Raw genomic sequence first — 13,871 nt, 5'->3', positions numbered from 1 at the left:
AAGCGTGACTTTTCACGTCACCGGATCCCGCGGGCACCAAGGGGGTCGGCAGGATCGCCCCATGAGTGCAGATTTCGAGACTGAGCGACCTGCGGGTCGTCGCGCGAGGCGACCCCGGCCGCAGCTGTCTCGAATCCAAGGTATCGACACCAGCACCGCCGCCGGGCGCATGGTCGCGGGCGTGTTCGCGTCGCTCGCCGAGCTGGAGCGCGAGTTGATCGCCGAGCGTGCCGCTGTGGCCCGCGAAGCGGCCCGTGTCCGTGGCCGTCAGACCGGCCGCCCTACCGCCTTGAACGCCGAACAGATCGCCGGGGCACGGCGTATGCGGGCCGCTGGCGAGTCGCCCACCACCATCGCGAAGACCTTCGGTATCTCGCGGGCGACGGCCTACCGGATCCTGTCCGCAGCGTGACCACACTCCCCGCCCCGCGAGGGGCGGGGATTCACTCGGCCGCGTAGCGCGCGAGCCTTTCCACATATATCGAAGACCAGGAGCAACCACAATGTCCGTGCAAGACGGAATCGACGCCGTGCGGCGTACCTGGAGTACCGCAGACCAGTACACGGCCGAGAGTGTCGCGGCGGCCGCGGGTGCGATCGCCGAACTGTGGCGGTATCTCGGGCACGCGACGATTCACGGTGATCTGTTGCGCGATCCGGCCGACGCACACGCGGTGTTCGTGACACTCTCGGCCGCCGACCACACGTCGGTTGGAGTGCTGGAAAGGCTCGCGCGCTACGCGGCCGACATCGGCGACCAGGCCGACCGCTACGGACACGACACCCCGGACGGCACCGCCGACCAGATACCCGGCCGGAATGCGCGAAGCGACAGCAAGTCTGGCCATCGCTGCGGCGGCGCACACCACGGCGGCCGCCGAGATTGACCGGGCCGCCGGGCAATTGGGACACATCTACCGAAACGACTGACGCACGCCCCGGGCCATTCTGTGATCTTGAATTGAGTCGGCTCACGACCAGCCGCCGGTCACCGAATCCGAGGCCAGGGCCAGCCGGGCGAGCGAACCTTCTACCTCGCAGTGGCCGGAGACCGCGCCCACGCGTCCTGCCTGATCGTCAGTTGGGTCCGAACAGCGACGTCGGGAAGGTCGAGACCTGTTCCGACTGGCCCTCCGTGGTGCAGGCGCGCTGTACCGATTGCGATACTTGTTCGGTCGCTGCGCCTTTTGCGCGCATGTCGAAATCGATCGGGGCAATGTTGATCGTCTGGACGAACTCGCTCAACCGGGTTTTGACGTCGCCCGTCGCCTGCATCGAGGCGGCGTCGATCTGATTAACCGCCGTCTGAAGTACGCCGGTTGTATCCGACAGGCGGTGCTGCCCGTCGTTGAGGTCACGTACTAACGCGTTGGCGTTGCGGGCGAACGTGTCGCACGCCGCGATATTCGGGTTCGGGGGCGTCGAGCTGCTGCACCCCGTAGTACTCGCCAGAACAGCGGCTATCGCCGCAGCGATGGGGAGGACCGTGCGAATGACCAATGCCGTTGCCTTCGTGCGATGGATGCCAGAGTCACCGCATGTATGTCAGCGTCGCCTCAAGGACACGGCGGGACTGGAGGAAAACCGGTCGGGGTTCCAGTAGTACTGAAGAAATTTTGGTCGGAGTAGCTGCTGACCTGCAACGACTGACGCAAGTGCGGGCATGAAAAAGTGCGGACCGTTCGGCACGGTCCGCCCTTCGCGTTTCACTCCGGCACGTACTTGACCCAGCACCGCCGGACTCGTCCACGGTATCCGTGCCCACCGACAGCACCGAACAACGCCGCCGGACACCGTGCGCTGCATCGGGTCACCCCCTGGCGATCGACGCTGCCAGCTCCTCAGCCGCTGCCTCAAACGCTACATCGCCCGCGAGCTCTACCAGCTCATCACCACCAACAACCCCGAACCCGCTCCTTGACATCCGTAGGAGCATCCCTGTGCCGCAAGGTGATGGGTCGTCGCAAGGGCGAGCCGCTGGTGCGGATCGTCGACGTCGAAGTGGAGGACGTGCGCCGCGAACGCCTGGACCTCATCACCGCGGAAGAGGTCGCCGCCGAAGGGTTTCCGGAGATGAGCCCGGCCGAGTTCGTTGAGTTCTTCTGCGCCAGCCACACCGGCTGCGCCGCGGAGTCCACCATCACCCGGATTCGGTGGCGCTACCTCGACAGCTACTGACTCCGGCTGCGGCCTGCACGCTACGGGCGTGGCTTTATCGGGGGATGGTGACCAGGCGGGTACCGGGATCCAACACGTGTGGCCAGCCTCGGGCCGGAGCATCGCCCCACCAGCTGCGGCCGTCGGGGTCGGTCCACTCGGACCGGGCTGGGGGGCCGCCGCCGAGTTGGACGGAGTAGAGGTTCGATGCCTGTTCGGAGGCGGAGTACGGCGGATGTTCGGGGCCGAACAGCGGGGACACCTCGAGGCGCGTGAAGCGGGCGGCGAAGCGGCCCCCGGTGTTGCTGTAGCACAGGCACATTGCCAGATCCGTGTCGATCCAGCAGTCGTCAATCGTGTGTAGCGCGTGGGGCTGGCGCGAGTACCACACCACGTTTTCGGCGACCGCGAGCGCCCAGCGCTGCCGGTCGCTGGGCAACAGGTCGGCGTAGAGCGGGTCGGAGGGGCGCGCACCGCTATCGACGGCCGGGGAAGAGGATTGCGCCCATCCCGGTCCGCCGGCATAGTGCTTGTGCCCGGTAGGGCCTGGGGCGTTCATCGCGCCTGAAGGTTGTTGAGCCAGTCAGGGCATCGAGGCATGTTCTCACAGTACGCGGTGATCACCCCGACCTCTCCTTGCCGTGGATCGGCATCCCAGGCACGGAATTCCACGATCACTCTGACGACAACTTCGGCGATGACTCGGCATTCCCCGCCCGAGGTGCACTGGCGGTGTTGCCACGGCCCGCGGTAGTACCAGCGATCGGTCGCCGCGTTCTCGACTCCGCTGGCGCCGGGTTGTGCACCACGGCGGTGATGATCGACGGGTCGGTCAGGTTGTGCTTGTTCATCGCCTTGTCGAAGCCGAATCCCTGATCGGCGACCGCGTTGTAGTACCCGCGGCGCAACAGCACCAGCCGACCGTGGTTGTCGTTGACACGCGCCACGATCTGCGCCTGCTGATTGATCGGCGGCTGCGCCGTCGCCACCCACGGTGCCGCAGTGATAATGAATACCAATAGTCAGAGACATGATTCACTCGTGGGGCGGCGGCGTGGCGGGCGTCGTGGCGGGCATCCGGACGCGGGTGCGTGGTTTCGTCTGCTCGATCGTGACCGTCGCCTGATGGCCTTGCTGTCCGAGCACAAGGCGTTCACCACCGACCAGATCGCGTCGCTGGAGTTCGCCTCGGTCCGGCGCGCGCAGGATCGGCTGCGGAAACTGCGCGAGATGGGCATGCTGTTCGCCTTCCGCGAGTCCCTCTACGGCGGCGGCACCACCCAAACACGCCACGCGCTCGGCTATTCCGGCGCACGCCTGATCGCGGCCCAGCGCGCGCAAACTCCACCGGCCCCGGCCAAGTACGCCCTGGGGTTGGAGCGGCTGGCGTGCTCGCCGATGCTCGGCCATCGCCTGGGCGTGAACGGTTTCTTCGCCGCGCTGGCCGCCCGCCGCAACCCCGCTCGCCTCGGCCTGGCCGCGCCGGGCTCGGTGCAGGGGTTGACCCAGTGGTGGTCGGAGCGCCAATGCGCCGAGGTGTTCTGGACCCACGCCTCCGGTGAGGACCAACTCCATCCCGACGGCTACGGCTGCTGGGAACACGACGGTCGCGCGGTGCGGTTCTTCCTCGAGTACGACACCGGTACCGAGTCGTTGAAGACCGTTGTGTCCAAACTCGCTGACTATCAAGGGTTCCCGACCGACAAGTTCGGGATCCTGCTGTTCAGTGTGCATTCCGCGCGCCGCGAGAATGGGTTGCGGACCGCGTTGAGTCGCGCGTTCGGCAGCTACGCCCCCGACCTGGTGATCGCGACGACCAGTCGCGATCTGACTCACCCCGACGGCCCGGCAGGACCGGTGTGGGCACTGTGGGCAGTTGAGCGCGACGACGCGGCCGCCCGACGAGTACGACTGGCCGATCTCCCCGAACGCGGCCCGCGCATCGCCCATCACACCGGTGCCGAGCAACTGCCCTACAACGAGGCAGCCTTCGACCACGACGACCCCCAGATCCAGAACCTCCTCTACCCCAACCAGACTCGGCCCACCACCGGATACCCGGCCTGGCACGACACCGCCGAGGACAACGTCCTCCTCGAATGGGACACCCCCGCCTAGAAAGCTGCCGCCGGTCGGGAGTCGACAACGCCGCCCGCGCCAGGATGATTAATCCTGAACCAGCTGCGCCCGACACGCCTGACCTCACCCGTGAAATGGCCTGCGACCTGCGGTGAATGCGGCGTGTGGCGTACGCAGTTGGCCCGCCCGCAGGCTCCGACGCCGACGGGCGCGAGGCGAGCCGTCCCGCTGAGAGGGCGTGGGTAGCGCTGGCCCGCGCGGTTAAGTGAGGGGCAACACAAGAAGGACCGCCCCCGAAGGGCGGTCCTGGTGACCTACGGCCGTTCGTGAGGCGGCTCCGTGTCAGGTGGTGGGTCGTCGTCCGGTCTACGGAGGCGACGCGTGCCGGTGCGAATGTCCTCGATCATTCTGGTGTAGTCGGCGCAACAGTTCTCCAGACGCGCCTTCGCAGGCACTTCGACGGGGTCGGGGAGTTCCTCGTGATCGGCCTTCGCCTTGAGGGACCGCATAGTCAGGTCTACCGAGATCCACTCCTTCGCCATTCGTGACACGTGCACGCTCGGTTGTGCATCCAATGGCGGCGCGCTGTCGATGCCGGGTATGAGTCGCATGAAACCCAGATCGAATGCTGTCAGCTGGGTTTCGAGGCTCACGCTCGTGGCTGACTACATCGACAACTTCTACAACGTCCGGCGCCGACACAGCTACCTCGGCCACCTCAGCCCCGCCGAGTATGAGATGCTCTGGCACGATATCCAAACCAGCCCTCAACTCTCGTAACGGTGGACTACCGACAGAGGGGGCCACACCACCTGGACCGATCCGCGGGGTCCCGTCAGGCCGTGAGCCGGTGGCCAGATCCCCGGAGAGTGAACGATTCCGGTCCGAAGGCACTGCTTGCATACTCGGTACGAGTTGCTCCGATTCGGTTCAGAAGGTGAACTGTTGGCCGTAGCCGGTGGTCTGCACTGTTCCCGATGCGGTGCTCATCGTGGCGCTGACGAAGGGGACAGCCGATACCGGCGACGCACACTGGGCGATGTTCAATGGGGCGTTGTTGAAAGAGATTTGGTACGGAAACGTGGTATTGCTGTCCAGACCGCTCGTCGTCGTCTGAACGGTGGTGACCTGGCCCGGTGACAAGGTGCCCGCCAACACTTCTGACAGGCCCAAGGCCCCACCGATGCTCGGCCCGAGGCTCAGGCTGGGCGGGGTGATCGACGCGCTGGGGGCGCTAGCGGCAGAACTCTGCGGCATCACTGTGCCCGGCGCGAGAGCCGTCCCCAGTGGGAGGGTCGTTCCTGATGCGACAGTCGTCCCCGATTTGAGGGTCGTTCCTGGTATGAGAGTAATACTCGGTGTGAGAGCCGTACTCGGCGCAACAGTCGTACTCGGCGCAACAGTCGTACTCGGCGCGACAGTCGTACTCGGCGCAACAGTCGTACTCGGCGCAGCGACCGTACTCGGCGCGACAGCCGTACTCGGCGCAACAGCCGCACTCGGCGTGAGAGCCGCACTCGGCGGGCTGGCGTTGTCGCTCGGTGGGCTGACCGACACGGTGGGTGGGGTGAGCGACGGCGAGATACTGGCCGACAGTCCTTGACTGGGATCGAGGCCGACAAAGACGCCGCCGGCCACGCTGATCCCGCAGCCGAGGATGAACCCCGCGACGGCCTGTCCGGCGGACACCCCCCTACCCCCCACGTTCACCGAGAAGTTACCGGACATCTGCGCGGCATGCGAGAACGTCATGAGGTAGTTCGGCGTCCGGTCACCAGGAGGATCGGCTCTGACATTTTCTACCATTGTCGTCAAATGAATTCCCGCACCGGTGGCGTCCCCGCCCCGCCGTGGTGGTGGCGGCGGCGGTTGGGCCCGGCTCGGCTCGGTGTCGCCGGACCACAGGGTCACGGTGGCCAGGATGGCGGCGATCGTGCCGGCCGCCATAATGGCGAATGGAGGTCGCATACCTGCTCTTTCGAAGCGGATCCACATCAGCGCGAAATCACATGAACAGCCCCACTCAGTTACAACCCTACGTAGCTGTCGAATGGCAAGAGTAGCGAAAAATCGGCCGAGTGCTCAGAAGCGGCAGGCGTGTCGGTGATGAAGCACCAAATTCGCTGCGGCGCGCAGTGGGTGATGTGCCGATACGCATGATCGAGCAGAAGCAGTATCGTTGCGGCGACAACGATCAGTGCGACGTTGCCGACAAATTTGAGAGCGAATCGCATCACAGTCTGCAACAACTTTCCTATCAATACCATAGATTTCCTTTGTTTCTCGTCGGAATCGGATAGCGCAGCCTTCATGGCCATGTGAAATTTTCAGGTTTCTACCGATGCGTAGATTCGCTGGTGTAATTGCTTGCCGACATCGGTGAGCCAGTAGACCGGTACCGGCAAGCCGTCGAGGCGCGAGGTTCCGGAATCCACATAACCGAAATTTCTCAACCAGCGCAGCGCGGCGAGAGTTGGACCGATACGATAACTACCGGCAAGATTGCGGGCCGTAATCGGTTTCCCAATCAACGCCAACGCGCGAACCGTGCGTATCAGCACACGCGACATCAATAACCCCGAGACTCCGAAATTTTTAGAACCCGGGCGCGTCCCCGGCTCGCGTCGCGGTACCGCTTATTGGTCTATTCATGGTCCCACTGCTGGTCATGGCACGATCCACAATCGTTCGTCGGGAAGGCGGCCCAGATTCGATAGGGAACCGTTCTCCACAGTGACGTAGTCCGGCAAGTGTGCGGCGGTCCAGTTCCGGGCGAACCGCCTGGCGGCCGACTCGCACGCCACGTACCACAGGTGCAACGTGTGCGAGTGCAGGTGGACACACACCACGACATCCGCTTCCAACGGTCGCGGCGACACCTCGACACCGGAGCGGTACGCCGGGTTCATCGCTTACCTCTGCCGGAGTCGCTGTGCTCGCGGATGAGCGCGATCATCTCCGCACCGGACGGCCGGAACGAATCGGTGGGGCACTCTTCCCACATCCGGAAACTCATGTGCAGATCCGCCGGAGACGGCAGCGCGATCTGTCCACCGTGCTGAGACACCGATACGTAGATGCGGAACAGTTCAGCAAGCATCGTCACGTCGGGGTCGATGTCGGGGCGGACGATATAAGTCCATCGCTGCGAACGAGGGTGGTAGATGATCGGCCCAAGTACGTTGTGACGCTGCAATACTGCCGCCCGAACCCGTTTGCCGAGATCGCTCGGCATGACGACCGCGCCAACCGGACCGGTGGTGACGACAATCCGCCCGACTGCCGAGTCCACCACCGCCGGAAGCCCGCACACCCTCCGGTAATACGCGCACCGTTCCGCGAGCGTCTGGCCAAGGGATATCGGCACGGTTCGGCGCGGGGCGACCGTATCGCCGAACCAGGGCACAGTGAGACCTGTTGTCGAACAGCGTGATTCATCAGAAATTCGTGCAATTGCGGACATCGCTACCCCTTGGATGGAATATCGCCTGCCGATCGTGAACGGGTCGAGCCGCTTACGCGGTGGCGCTGGCCGGGCCGGGTGTCGCGTCGTCGCCGAGGTGTTCGGCAACAAAGCCGACGGCCAGGGCCAGGGCTGTGTCGTGCCCGTCGGAAGCAAGCGGCAGCCATGGCAGCGCCAGCTCACCCAGTACGGCACCGACATGGCGGTCGGCCAGGGTTCGGAATTGCTGGTTGCCATCACGGAACTTGTTGGTGCCCAAAGGAATATCCGAGTCCATCTGGGTACGGAAAATCAGGTTGTAACGATCGCTGTGAGTACGGGCCAGGGTTTCCAGATACGCCCACCCCTCAGGTTCGGGGGTCTCGCCGCGATACTCGAGCGCGGCTCGGTAGTAGCCCAGCGCATCGGGCACGGCGCGGTCCACCAGCACGACATCGCCGTGTAGCCACGCCTCGAGTTCGTTGCTGATACCCCTGGTCATGATCCACAGGGTGGAGGTCCACGTGTGATTCCACAGGATCGGCATACCCATCCGCTGTGCTTGTTCCCCGAGGTCCGCGACCGTGGAGACCGCCAGGCCCGTCCGGCGCAGCTCGTGCGCCAGGCGGGCCAGGAAGGTGCTCTTGCCCGTGGAATGGGTACCGACTACTGCGATGGTGACTGGCTGGTCGACGGTGTTCACCACAAGCCTCCCTCAGGTTCGGGTGTTGGCAGGAACTCGCCCAGACCGGCCATGGTGACCAGGCCCGGCCAGTCCAGTTCGCCATCGGTGATCAACGCGCACAGCAGTTGCCAGGCCGCCCAGGTGTCGTACCCGGCGCGGTGGTAGCCCTGCCCAGATACGGCGCTGGTGTCGAGTTGTCCGCGTTCGATGAGCTTGTCCAGTGCGTACGAATCCAGGCCCCGCCACACCTTTTTCGCCAACCGCAACGTGTCCAGAATCAGCGGCGGATTCCAATCCGGCAGATGCGCGGCCAGGACTTTCCGTTCGACGCTGGCGTTGTGGGCGACCAGCACTCGCCCGCATAGTGCCTCGTCGATTTCCTCGGCGACTTCGTGCCAGGGCGGGCAGTCGGCGAGATCGGCGTTGCTGATGCGGTGGACCTTGCGGGTGACAATCGGGGTGACCGGTTGCTGTGGCTGAATCAGCCACGAGCGCAGTGCATCCGGGGTCGTCGGCCCGTCGACCAGCAACAGCGCTATTTCGATGATTTCGGGTGGGTTTTGCCCGTTGCCCTCCACATCGACCACGACCAGCCCCCGCTGGTGCAGGGTGTTCGGGAACGGAATCGGGTTCGTCATGACGGCATGTTCTCCCTCGTGGTGGGCCAGCCGAGATCGGCGCGGCCGTGTCGGCGGTGATGATGGGGCTTGGTGATGTCGTGCACCTGATAGCCGTGACCGTGCTGCATGAAGTAGCGGCGCTGCTCATCGAGCCCGGCCACGACCATGGCACGGTCGTCGACCTCGATGAGCTTGCCGCCCAGATCGGCGGCCAGGTTCGCGACATGCCGCTCATCGGGGCGTCGCCACGCCCGCGCGCACCGCTTCAACTGGGCGGCGGGGCAGATATCACACAGTTCCCGGATGCCGTAATGCCCGTTGTAGTCCGCGACACCATGCGCATATGCGACCGCGCAACTGGTCTTGCGGAACAACGGCGAACCCGGCTGGCCGACCTCGGCGGCATCGAGAATCCGCCGTTCCAACGTCTCAGGAAACACCTTGCGCCGCGCGCTGTCCGGATACGGTTCGGGCAGACCGTGCGCAAGGTAGTAGTCGCGAATCTGGTCCTTGAAGAACAACCCGGTGAACACCGTCGCGTGCGCGGACTGGCTCAGCTCGAGCGCACGGTGAACATGCTCATCGGAATCGTTGAGGCCCGGCACGATCGGCCGCCAATACAACACCACCCGATACCGATCCGCGTGCTCGAACGCCGTCACCAGCGACCGCGCCGCGATCCCCGAATCCACCGGCTCGATACGCGGGTCATCGATACCCGAATGCGTCACCAGCACAGTCACTTTCAGATTCTCGATCGAGTTCAGGACCGCGCAGTCCTCGGGTTCGATCCGCCACCGGGTGATCACGAGAACATGGTTGGTGAGCCCACGCGCATCCAACAGCTTCAGCATGTTCAACGTGTGCTGCTTCACCCTCGGCAACATCGGATCGGTAGCCCGGTTCAACAGCTGAATCGGCGTGACGTGCGGCCGGAAATACCGATGCCCGCACAGCAGATCGGCGGCCTCCTCGTCGTCCATCAACGCCCTGGGGACCTTCATCTCGAAGTTGTCGAACAGGTGCCGCACGCAGTAGCCGCAGTCCAGCGGGCATCCCACGATCCAATTCACACTGAGCCCCGACTTGCGGTACTCGATCACATCCAGCAGTTCCGGCCGCATCTTCGCTCGTTGCGCGATGTCCAGCAGTGGAACGCCGTGGCGGGTCGTCGTTGTCATGCCTTGCGCCTCCCACTCGATTCCGGGCCACCGGTTCGCGGTGTCCACATCGAGCAAAACGCCCCACCCATGAGGCAAAAAAGATGGCAAGTCGCCCGAAAGCCGACTTGCCTTCCCCCTGTAGTGGGTCAGAATGAAGCCCATGATCAGGGGGTACCGATGAACGTTCCAACCAGCGAACCCGAGCGGCGACCAGCGACAGTTGCCGACCAATTGGCGCGCGACATCAAGCGACGCAGAGACGCTGCGGGCCTGAGCCAACGTCAGCTTGCCGCCAAGGTCCGCTACACGCGTCAGTACGTCGGCTCGGCCGAAGCAGAGGACTCAGTCCTCCCGTCACGCGATCTCGTATCCGCTTTGGACGCCGCGCTGGGTGCGGACGGGGCGCTGATCGCGCTGCGTGCGCAGGCCCGCGACGAGCAACGAACCGCCCGCGCACGCACGAGTTCGACCGCACCGCAGAACACGGCGAACGGCGCCACTGTCATGTTGCCGGTTATTGTTGATGGCCGAGTCGTGTCTCTGCCTCTCGATCCGCGTATCGTCGGCGCAGCGAGCGGCAGCCATTGCGGGGCATCCGGTGCGCGACAGCGATAACGTGAAAGCCTGCGTGACGGGCACAGGCTATATCGTTCGGTGCATCCCCGATAACGACCGTGCGACTCGTATCAAGCGCCGTGCCGTACTGAGCGGTAAACCGCTTGATGACCACGGCAGGAAGCTCGAATCGGTCACGTGCGTCATCACCGAATGCACCGATACCCAAATCCAGATATCGGTCCAGACCGGACACGCGAAGCTTGACCTCCGCTGCTACACGCAGATTTCCGGTCAAAACAGTTTGGATGAAACCGCGCTCATGCAGCACCGCAATGGAATCGACCGCACCGGGATACGCAGGCTGATCGCGCGCAAGCTCCCGTTCTCCGTCGAACATGACGCTGGCCAGCACCTCGTGAAACCGCTCGACGCCACCCTCCGCGACATCCGGCTGAACCCCGGAGGCGATGGCGGTATCCACGACGATCGACTCATCGGTGTAGCCATGCACGCGTGCCTTCGGGAAGACGATCGACTCTTCATCAAGACCGTACGTGCGTGCGATAGCCCTTCGGAGCCAACGTAAGTCAGCTGGAATCAGAGCTCGCCCGCCCACCGCGGTCGGCGAGCGATCGTCTCGGATCTGAGCTGCGACCGGGACTGCGCGCCCTACTCGACGCGATGGACCACGTGCCCGCCTACATCGTCGGCCACCACACCAATCTCCTCGCGTGGAACAACGCCGCGACGGCCCTTTTCGCGACCGACTTCGCCGCGATCCCCGACGAGCGGCGCACCTGGGCACACGTGCTCTTTGTCGATAGGACGTCCGGCACATTGGCGGCAGACCAGCCGGACATGGCCCGCCAGGTGGTGGCCTACCTGCGCCTGCGCGCAAGCCACCGCCCCGATGACACCGCACTGAGCCGACTGGTAGCCGAGATGCGCTCCAGCAGTTCGTATTTCGCCGAGCTGTGGGACGACCACGACGTCATCGATCTCACCCACGGCCGCTACCATCTCCACCACCCCGAGGCGGGCGCACTCATCGTGGACTACGAATTCATCCGCCTCAGCGCCGATCCCGGCGTCCGCGCTCTCGTCACATATACCACCGAGCCGGGATCCGAATCCCGTCGAAAGCTCGAAAAACTCATCGAGGCAAGCAAACTCACCGGCGATCGCTGACGGCTCGCTGGGCACGGGGAGCCGACCGGCACACAATTCGCAGTACCGAGCCCGCCTGGATGATTGCGCAACAAAACGTTGCACATCCTCGCGACCCATGGCAGAGTAATACGCAACAAATGGTTGCTTATTGGAGGTCTGAGATGGAGTTCGGAAAGCTGGAACGCGAGATTCGCATCGAGGCGGCGCCGGAGATCGTGTTCGATGTGGTGAGTAGTCCCGAGCACATCAAGATGTGGTGGCCGGACGACGCGTCGTTCGAACCGGTGCCCGGTGGGGTCGGTGAGCTGGTGTGGGGTGATCGCGCGGAGGTCGCCTCCATTGCGGTCGTCGACGTGGATCCGCCCCGAAGGTTCTCGTTCAGGTGGGTCGCGCCCGATGGCCAGCGGCCCGCGGCCGGCAACTCCCTGCTGGTCGCCTTCGAGCTCGAGGCCTCGGGCGAGGGCACGATTCTGCGACTGACCGAGACCGGCTGGCGGGAGAAGGGTTGGGAGGCCGCGGTATTGGAGGAAGCCTTCCACGATCACGAACGCGGCTGGGACCTGTTCCTGCCCCGGCTGCGGAGCTACGCCCCCACCGTGGTGGCGCGATGATCGACGAGGACCAGCTCTGGTCCGCGATCGGCGACCCGATCCGGCGCCGCCTGCTCGACCAGCTGCTCACGCAGGGTTCCGGCACACCCACCAGCCTGAGCGAACGTCTCCCGATCACCCGCCAGGCCGTCAGCAAGCACCTCGGCGTCCTGGATCGTGCCGGGCTCGTGCATGCGACGCCCACGGGCCGCGAACGGCGCTACGAGGTCGACCAGGCCCAGCTGTCGCGCGCGATCCGGCAGCTGAACGATGTTGGGGCAGCGTGGGATTCGCGCCTGAACCGCATCAAGCGCATCGCGGAGGAAATCCAGCGTCAGCAGCGCGATCGACCGAAGCATCAATGAATAAGAGTGCGGTGCAACAAGACTTGCGCAAATCGCGACCGGCCTCGACCAATGAATGAACTTACGGTGCATCGGTACTCGTACCTGAACCCATCCAACACATCGCGGATCAGGCTCCACTGATCTCGCCCATCAATGAAACGGAGTCCGACATGAGCGGATTGATGCTCGAGGGTAAGAACGCCGTAATCTACGGCGGCGGTGGCGCTATCGGCGGCGCCGTTGCGCGGGTATTCGCTCGGGAAGGCGCGCGGGTCTTTCTCGCCGGGCGGACGCGGACGAAACTTGTTGCGGTGGCGCGTGATATCGCGAGCGCGGGGGGAACGGCCGAGACCGCGGAGGTCGATGTGCTCGATCAACGGGCGGTCGACGAGCATGCCGACGCGGTGGCGGCGAGCGCGGGCCGCATCGATATCGCCCTCAATGCCGTGAGCTTCATGCACGACCAGGGGACGATGCTGGCGGATCTCGCGCTGGAGGAGTTCATGCGGCCGATCGACCGATTCCTGCGGGCGCAGTTCATCACCAGCAAGGCCGTGGCGCGGCACATGGGACCGGGCGTCATTCTGACGCTCTCCGAGCCGGGCGCGAAATTCGCGGCGGGCGGCATCCTGGGGCACGGCGTGAGTGCGGCCGGCAAGGAGGCGTTCTCGCGGTTGCTGGCCGCGGAGCTGGCGCCCCGGAGCATCCGGGTCGTCGGCATCCGTCCGCACGCCGTGATCGATGCACCCGCCGCCGGCTCCTACACCGGGGAGCTCTTCGGACAGTTCGCGGCGGCGGCCGGGCAGTCGGTCCCCGAATTCCTCGCGGACGGCGGGATGGTGCAGGGGACGCTGCTGAAAAGGCTGCCCACGCTGTCCGAAGTGGCGGAGACGGCCGCATTCCTGGCCTCGGACCGGGCCGGGGCCATCACGGGCACCGTCGTCAATCTGTCCGCCGGTGCCCTGGTCGACTGAGCTATCTCGGCGCGACGCGAGCGTGAGCGCGGCGCGGCCATCAGCGCGGCTGGGCCGCCAACGCAGCCCAGGCGTCAACGCAGTCC

22 protein-coding genes and 1 pseudogene are annotated in these 13,871 nt (G+C 64.9%); 10 read left to right on the top strand and 13 right to left on the bottom strand.

Translation table 11 applies throughout. The annotated features are described in order from the left end of the window. Nucleotides 1-136: 136 nt before the first annotated feature. Nucleotides 137-412, top strand: a pseudogene (locus ABH933_RS42480) (helix-turn-helix domain-containing protein); the annotation flags it as partial. Between the two features lie 91 nt (nucleotides 413-503). Beyond that, the gene (locus ABH933_RS42475; RefSeq protein ID WP_429428303.1) at nucleotides 504-887 is read left to right on the top strand and encodes a hypothetical protein; all 384 of its coding nucleotides are present in this window, start codon (nucleotides 504-506) and stop codon (nucleotides 885-887) included. 190 nt (nucleotides 888-1,077) lie between these two features. Here the strand turns inward: ABH933_RS42475 and ABH933_RS42470 are convergent, their stop codons facing one another. After that, on the bottom strand, nucleotides 1,078-1,500 hold the full coding sequence (locus ABH933_RS42470; protein WP_429428301.1) for a hypothetical protein: 423 nt from the start codon (nucleotides 1,498-1,500) through the stop codon (nucleotides 1,078-1,080). Nucleotides 1,501-1,953: 453 nt separating this feature from the next. On the opposite strand from ABH933_RS42470, the gene ABH933_RS42465 reads away from it, so the two are divergent. Beyond that, nucleotides 1,954-2,178, top strand: coding sequence for a hypothetical protein (locus ABH933_RS42465; protein WP_429428299.1), 225 nt, complete (start codon nucleotides 1,954-1,956; stop codon nucleotides 2,176-2,178). Nucleotides 2,179-2,212: 34 nt separating this feature from the next. Here the strand turns inward: ABH933_RS42465 and ABH933_RS42460 are convergent, their stop codons facing one another. Together ABH933_RS42460 and ABH933_RS42455 are read right to left on the bottom strand one after the other, a co-directional pair. Then, nucleotides 2,213-2,716: a hypothetical protein gene (locus ABH933_RS42460; protein ID WP_429428297.1), complete on the bottom strand. Its 504-nt coding sequence runs from the start codon at nucleotides 2,714-2,716 to the stop codon at nucleotides 2,213-2,215. Between the two features lie 115 nt (nucleotides 2,717-2,831). After that, nucleotides 2,832-3,146 carry a hypothetical protein gene (locus ABH933_RS42455; RefSeq protein WP_429428296.1) on the bottom strand — a complete coding sequence of 105 codons (315 nt, stop codon included), beginning with the start codon at nucleotides 3,144-3,146 and terminating at the stop codon, nucleotides 2,832-2,834. A gap of 136 nt (nucleotides 3,147-3,282) precedes the next feature. Here ABH933_RS42455 and ABH933_RS42450 point away from each other — a divergent pair, with 136 nt between their 5' ends. Continuing rightward, nucleotides 3,283-4,275, top strand: a complete 993-nt coding sequence (locus ABH933_RS42450) for a replication-relaxation family protein (RefSeq protein ID WP_429428294.1) — start codon at nucleotides 3,283-3,285, stop codon at nucleotides 4,273-4,275. A 275-nt stretch (nucleotides 4,276-4,550) separates the two neighbouring features. Here ABH933_RS42450 and ABH933_RS42445 read toward each other — a convergent pair whose 3' ends face one another. Continuing rightward, nucleotides 4,551-4,889 (bottom strand): hypothetical protein, encoded by a 339-nt coding sequence (locus tag ABH933_RS42445; protein WP_429455289.1) that lies wholly within the window; start codon nucleotides 4,887-4,889, stop codon nucleotides 4,551-4,553. 4 nt (nucleotides 4,890-4,893) lie between these two features. Between ABH933_RS42445 and ABH933_RS42440 the strand changes: the two genes are divergently transcribed. Continuing rightward, nucleotides 4,894-5,016: an IS3 family transposase gene (locus ABH933_RS42440; protein WP_429428292.1), complete on the top strand. Its 123-nt coding sequence runs from the start codon at nucleotides 4,894-4,896 to the stop codon at nucleotides 5,014-5,016. 150 nt (nucleotides 5,017-5,166) lie between these two features. Here ABH933_RS42440 and ABH933_RS42435 read toward each other — a convergent pair whose 3' ends face one another. The 8 genes from ABH933_RS42435 to ABH933_RS42400 all read right to left on the bottom strand — a co-directional run bounded on the left by ABH933_RS42435 (nucleotide 5,167) and on the right by ABH933_RS42400 (nucleotide 10,164). After that, nucleotides 5,167-6,042 carry an MspA family porin gene (locus tag ABH933_RS42435; RefSeq protein WP_429428290.1) on the bottom strand — a complete coding sequence of 292 codons (876 nt, stop codon included), beginning with the start codon at nucleotides 6,040-6,042 and terminating at the stop codon, nucleotides 5,167-5,169. A gap of 221 nt (nucleotides 6,043-6,263) precedes the next feature. Continuing rightward, entirely contained in the window at nucleotides 6,264-6,554 is a 291-nt protein-coding gene (locus tag ABH933_RS42430; RefSeq protein WP_429428288.1) for a hypothetical protein, read from the bottom strand. A gap of 9 nt (nucleotides 6,555-6,563) precedes the next feature. Beyond that, nucleotides 6,564-6,797, bottom strand: a complete 234-nt coding sequence (locus tag ABH933_RS42425) for a hypothetical protein (protein WP_429455288.1) — start codon at nucleotides 6,795-6,797, stop codon at nucleotides 6,564-6,566. A 105-nt stretch (nucleotides 6,798-6,902) separates the two neighbouring features. Beyond that, complete coding sequence (locus tag ABH933_RS42420) at nucleotides 6,903-7,145, bottom strand: hypothetical protein (protein WP_429428284.1); 243 nt, start codon at nucleotides 7,143-7,145, stop codon at nucleotides 6,903-6,905. Then, nucleotides 7,142-7,471 (bottom strand): hypothetical protein, encoded by a 330-nt coding sequence (locus tag ABH933_RS42415; protein ID WP_429428283.1) that lies wholly within the window; start codon nucleotides 7,469-7,471, stop codon nucleotides 7,142-7,144. The genes ABH933_RS42420 and ABH933_RS42415 overlap by 4 nt, the downstream gene beginning before the upstream one ends. 280 nt (nucleotides 7,472-7,751) lie before the next feature. Further along, nucleotides 7,752-8,381: an AAA family ATPase gene (locus tag ABH933_RS42410; RefSeq protein ID WP_429428281.1), complete on the bottom strand. Its 630-nt coding sequence runs from the start codon at nucleotides 8,379-8,381 to the stop codon at nucleotides 7,752-7,754. Continuing rightward, entirely contained in the window at nucleotides 8,378-9,001 is a 624-nt protein-coding gene (locus ABH933_RS42405) for a 3'-5' exonuclease (RefSeq protein WP_429428279.1), read from the bottom strand. Before ABH933_RS42405 ends, ABH933_RS42410 begins: the two co-directional genes overlap by 4 nt. Continuing rightward, nucleotides 8,998-10,164, bottom strand: coding sequence for a radical SAM protein (locus ABH933_RS42400; RefSeq protein WP_429428277.1), 1,167 nt, complete (start codon nucleotides 10,162-10,164; stop codon nucleotides 8,998-9,000). Before ABH933_RS42400 ends, ABH933_RS42405 begins: the two co-directional genes overlap by 4 nt. A gap of 159 nt (nucleotides 10,165-10,323) precedes the next feature. On the opposite strand from ABH933_RS42400, the gene ABH933_RS42395 reads away from it, so the two are divergent. After that, nucleotides 10,324-10,761: a helix-turn-helix domain-containing protein gene (locus ABH933_RS42395; RefSeq protein ID WP_429428276.1), complete on the top strand. Its 438-nt coding sequence runs from the start codon at nucleotides 10,324-10,326 to the stop codon at nucleotides 10,759-10,761. Here ABH933_RS42395 and ABH933_RS42390 read toward each other — a convergent pair. Then, a complete protein-coding gene (locus ABH933_RS42390) occupies nucleotides 10,661-11,101 on the bottom strand; it encodes a haloacid dehalogenase-like hydrolase (RefSeq protein WP_429428324.1) in 441 nt (146 codons plus the stop codon). The genes ABH933_RS42395 and ABH933_RS42390 overlap by 101 nt on opposite strands. A 194-nt stretch (nucleotides 11,102-11,295) precedes the next feature. Between ABH933_RS42390 and ABH933_RS42385 the strand changes: the two genes are divergently transcribed. The 4 genes from ABH933_RS42385 (at nucleotide 11,296) to ABH933_RS42370 (ending at nucleotide 13,785) form a co-directional block, all read left to right on the top strand. Then, nucleotides 11,296-11,892 carry a transcriptional regulator gene (locus tag ABH933_RS42385; RefSeq protein WP_429428322.1) on the top strand — a complete coding sequence of 199 codons (597 nt, stop codon included), beginning with the start codon at nucleotides 11,296-11,298 and terminating at the stop codon, nucleotides 11,890-11,892. 143 nt (nucleotides 11,893-12,035) lie between these two features. Further along, the gene (locus ABH933_RS42380; RefSeq protein WP_215915698.1) at nucleotides 12,036-12,485 is read left to right on the top strand and encodes an SRPBCC domain-containing protein; all 450 of its coding nucleotides are present in this window, start codon (nucleotides 12,036-12,038) and stop codon (nucleotides 12,483-12,485) included. Further along, nucleotides 12,482-12,829, top strand: a complete 348-nt coding sequence (locus ABH933_RS42375) for an ArsR/SmtB family transcription factor (protein WP_429428274.1) — start codon at nucleotides 12,482-12,484, stop codon at nucleotides 12,827-12,829. The genes ABH933_RS42380 and ABH933_RS42375 overlap by 4 nt, the downstream gene beginning before the upstream one ends. A 152-nt stretch (nucleotides 12,830-12,981) precedes the next feature. Next, entirely contained in the window at nucleotides 12,982-13,785 is an 804-nt protein-coding gene (locus ABH933_RS42370) for an SDR family NAD(P)-dependent oxidoreductase (RefSeq protein WP_429428272.1), read from the top strand. Nucleotides 13,786-13,871: the final 86 nt, after the last annotated feature.

Origin of the sequence: Nocardia sp. GP40, assembly GCF_050434125.1 — a bacterium.
In the GTDB taxonomy this organism is placed as follows: domain Bacteria; phylum Actinomycetota; class Actinomycetes; order Mycobacteriales; family Mycobacteriaceae; genus Nocardia; species Nocardia albiluteola.
Note: the sequence above shows the minus strand (reverse complement) of the source record. Positions and strands in the feature narration are given on the sequence as shown.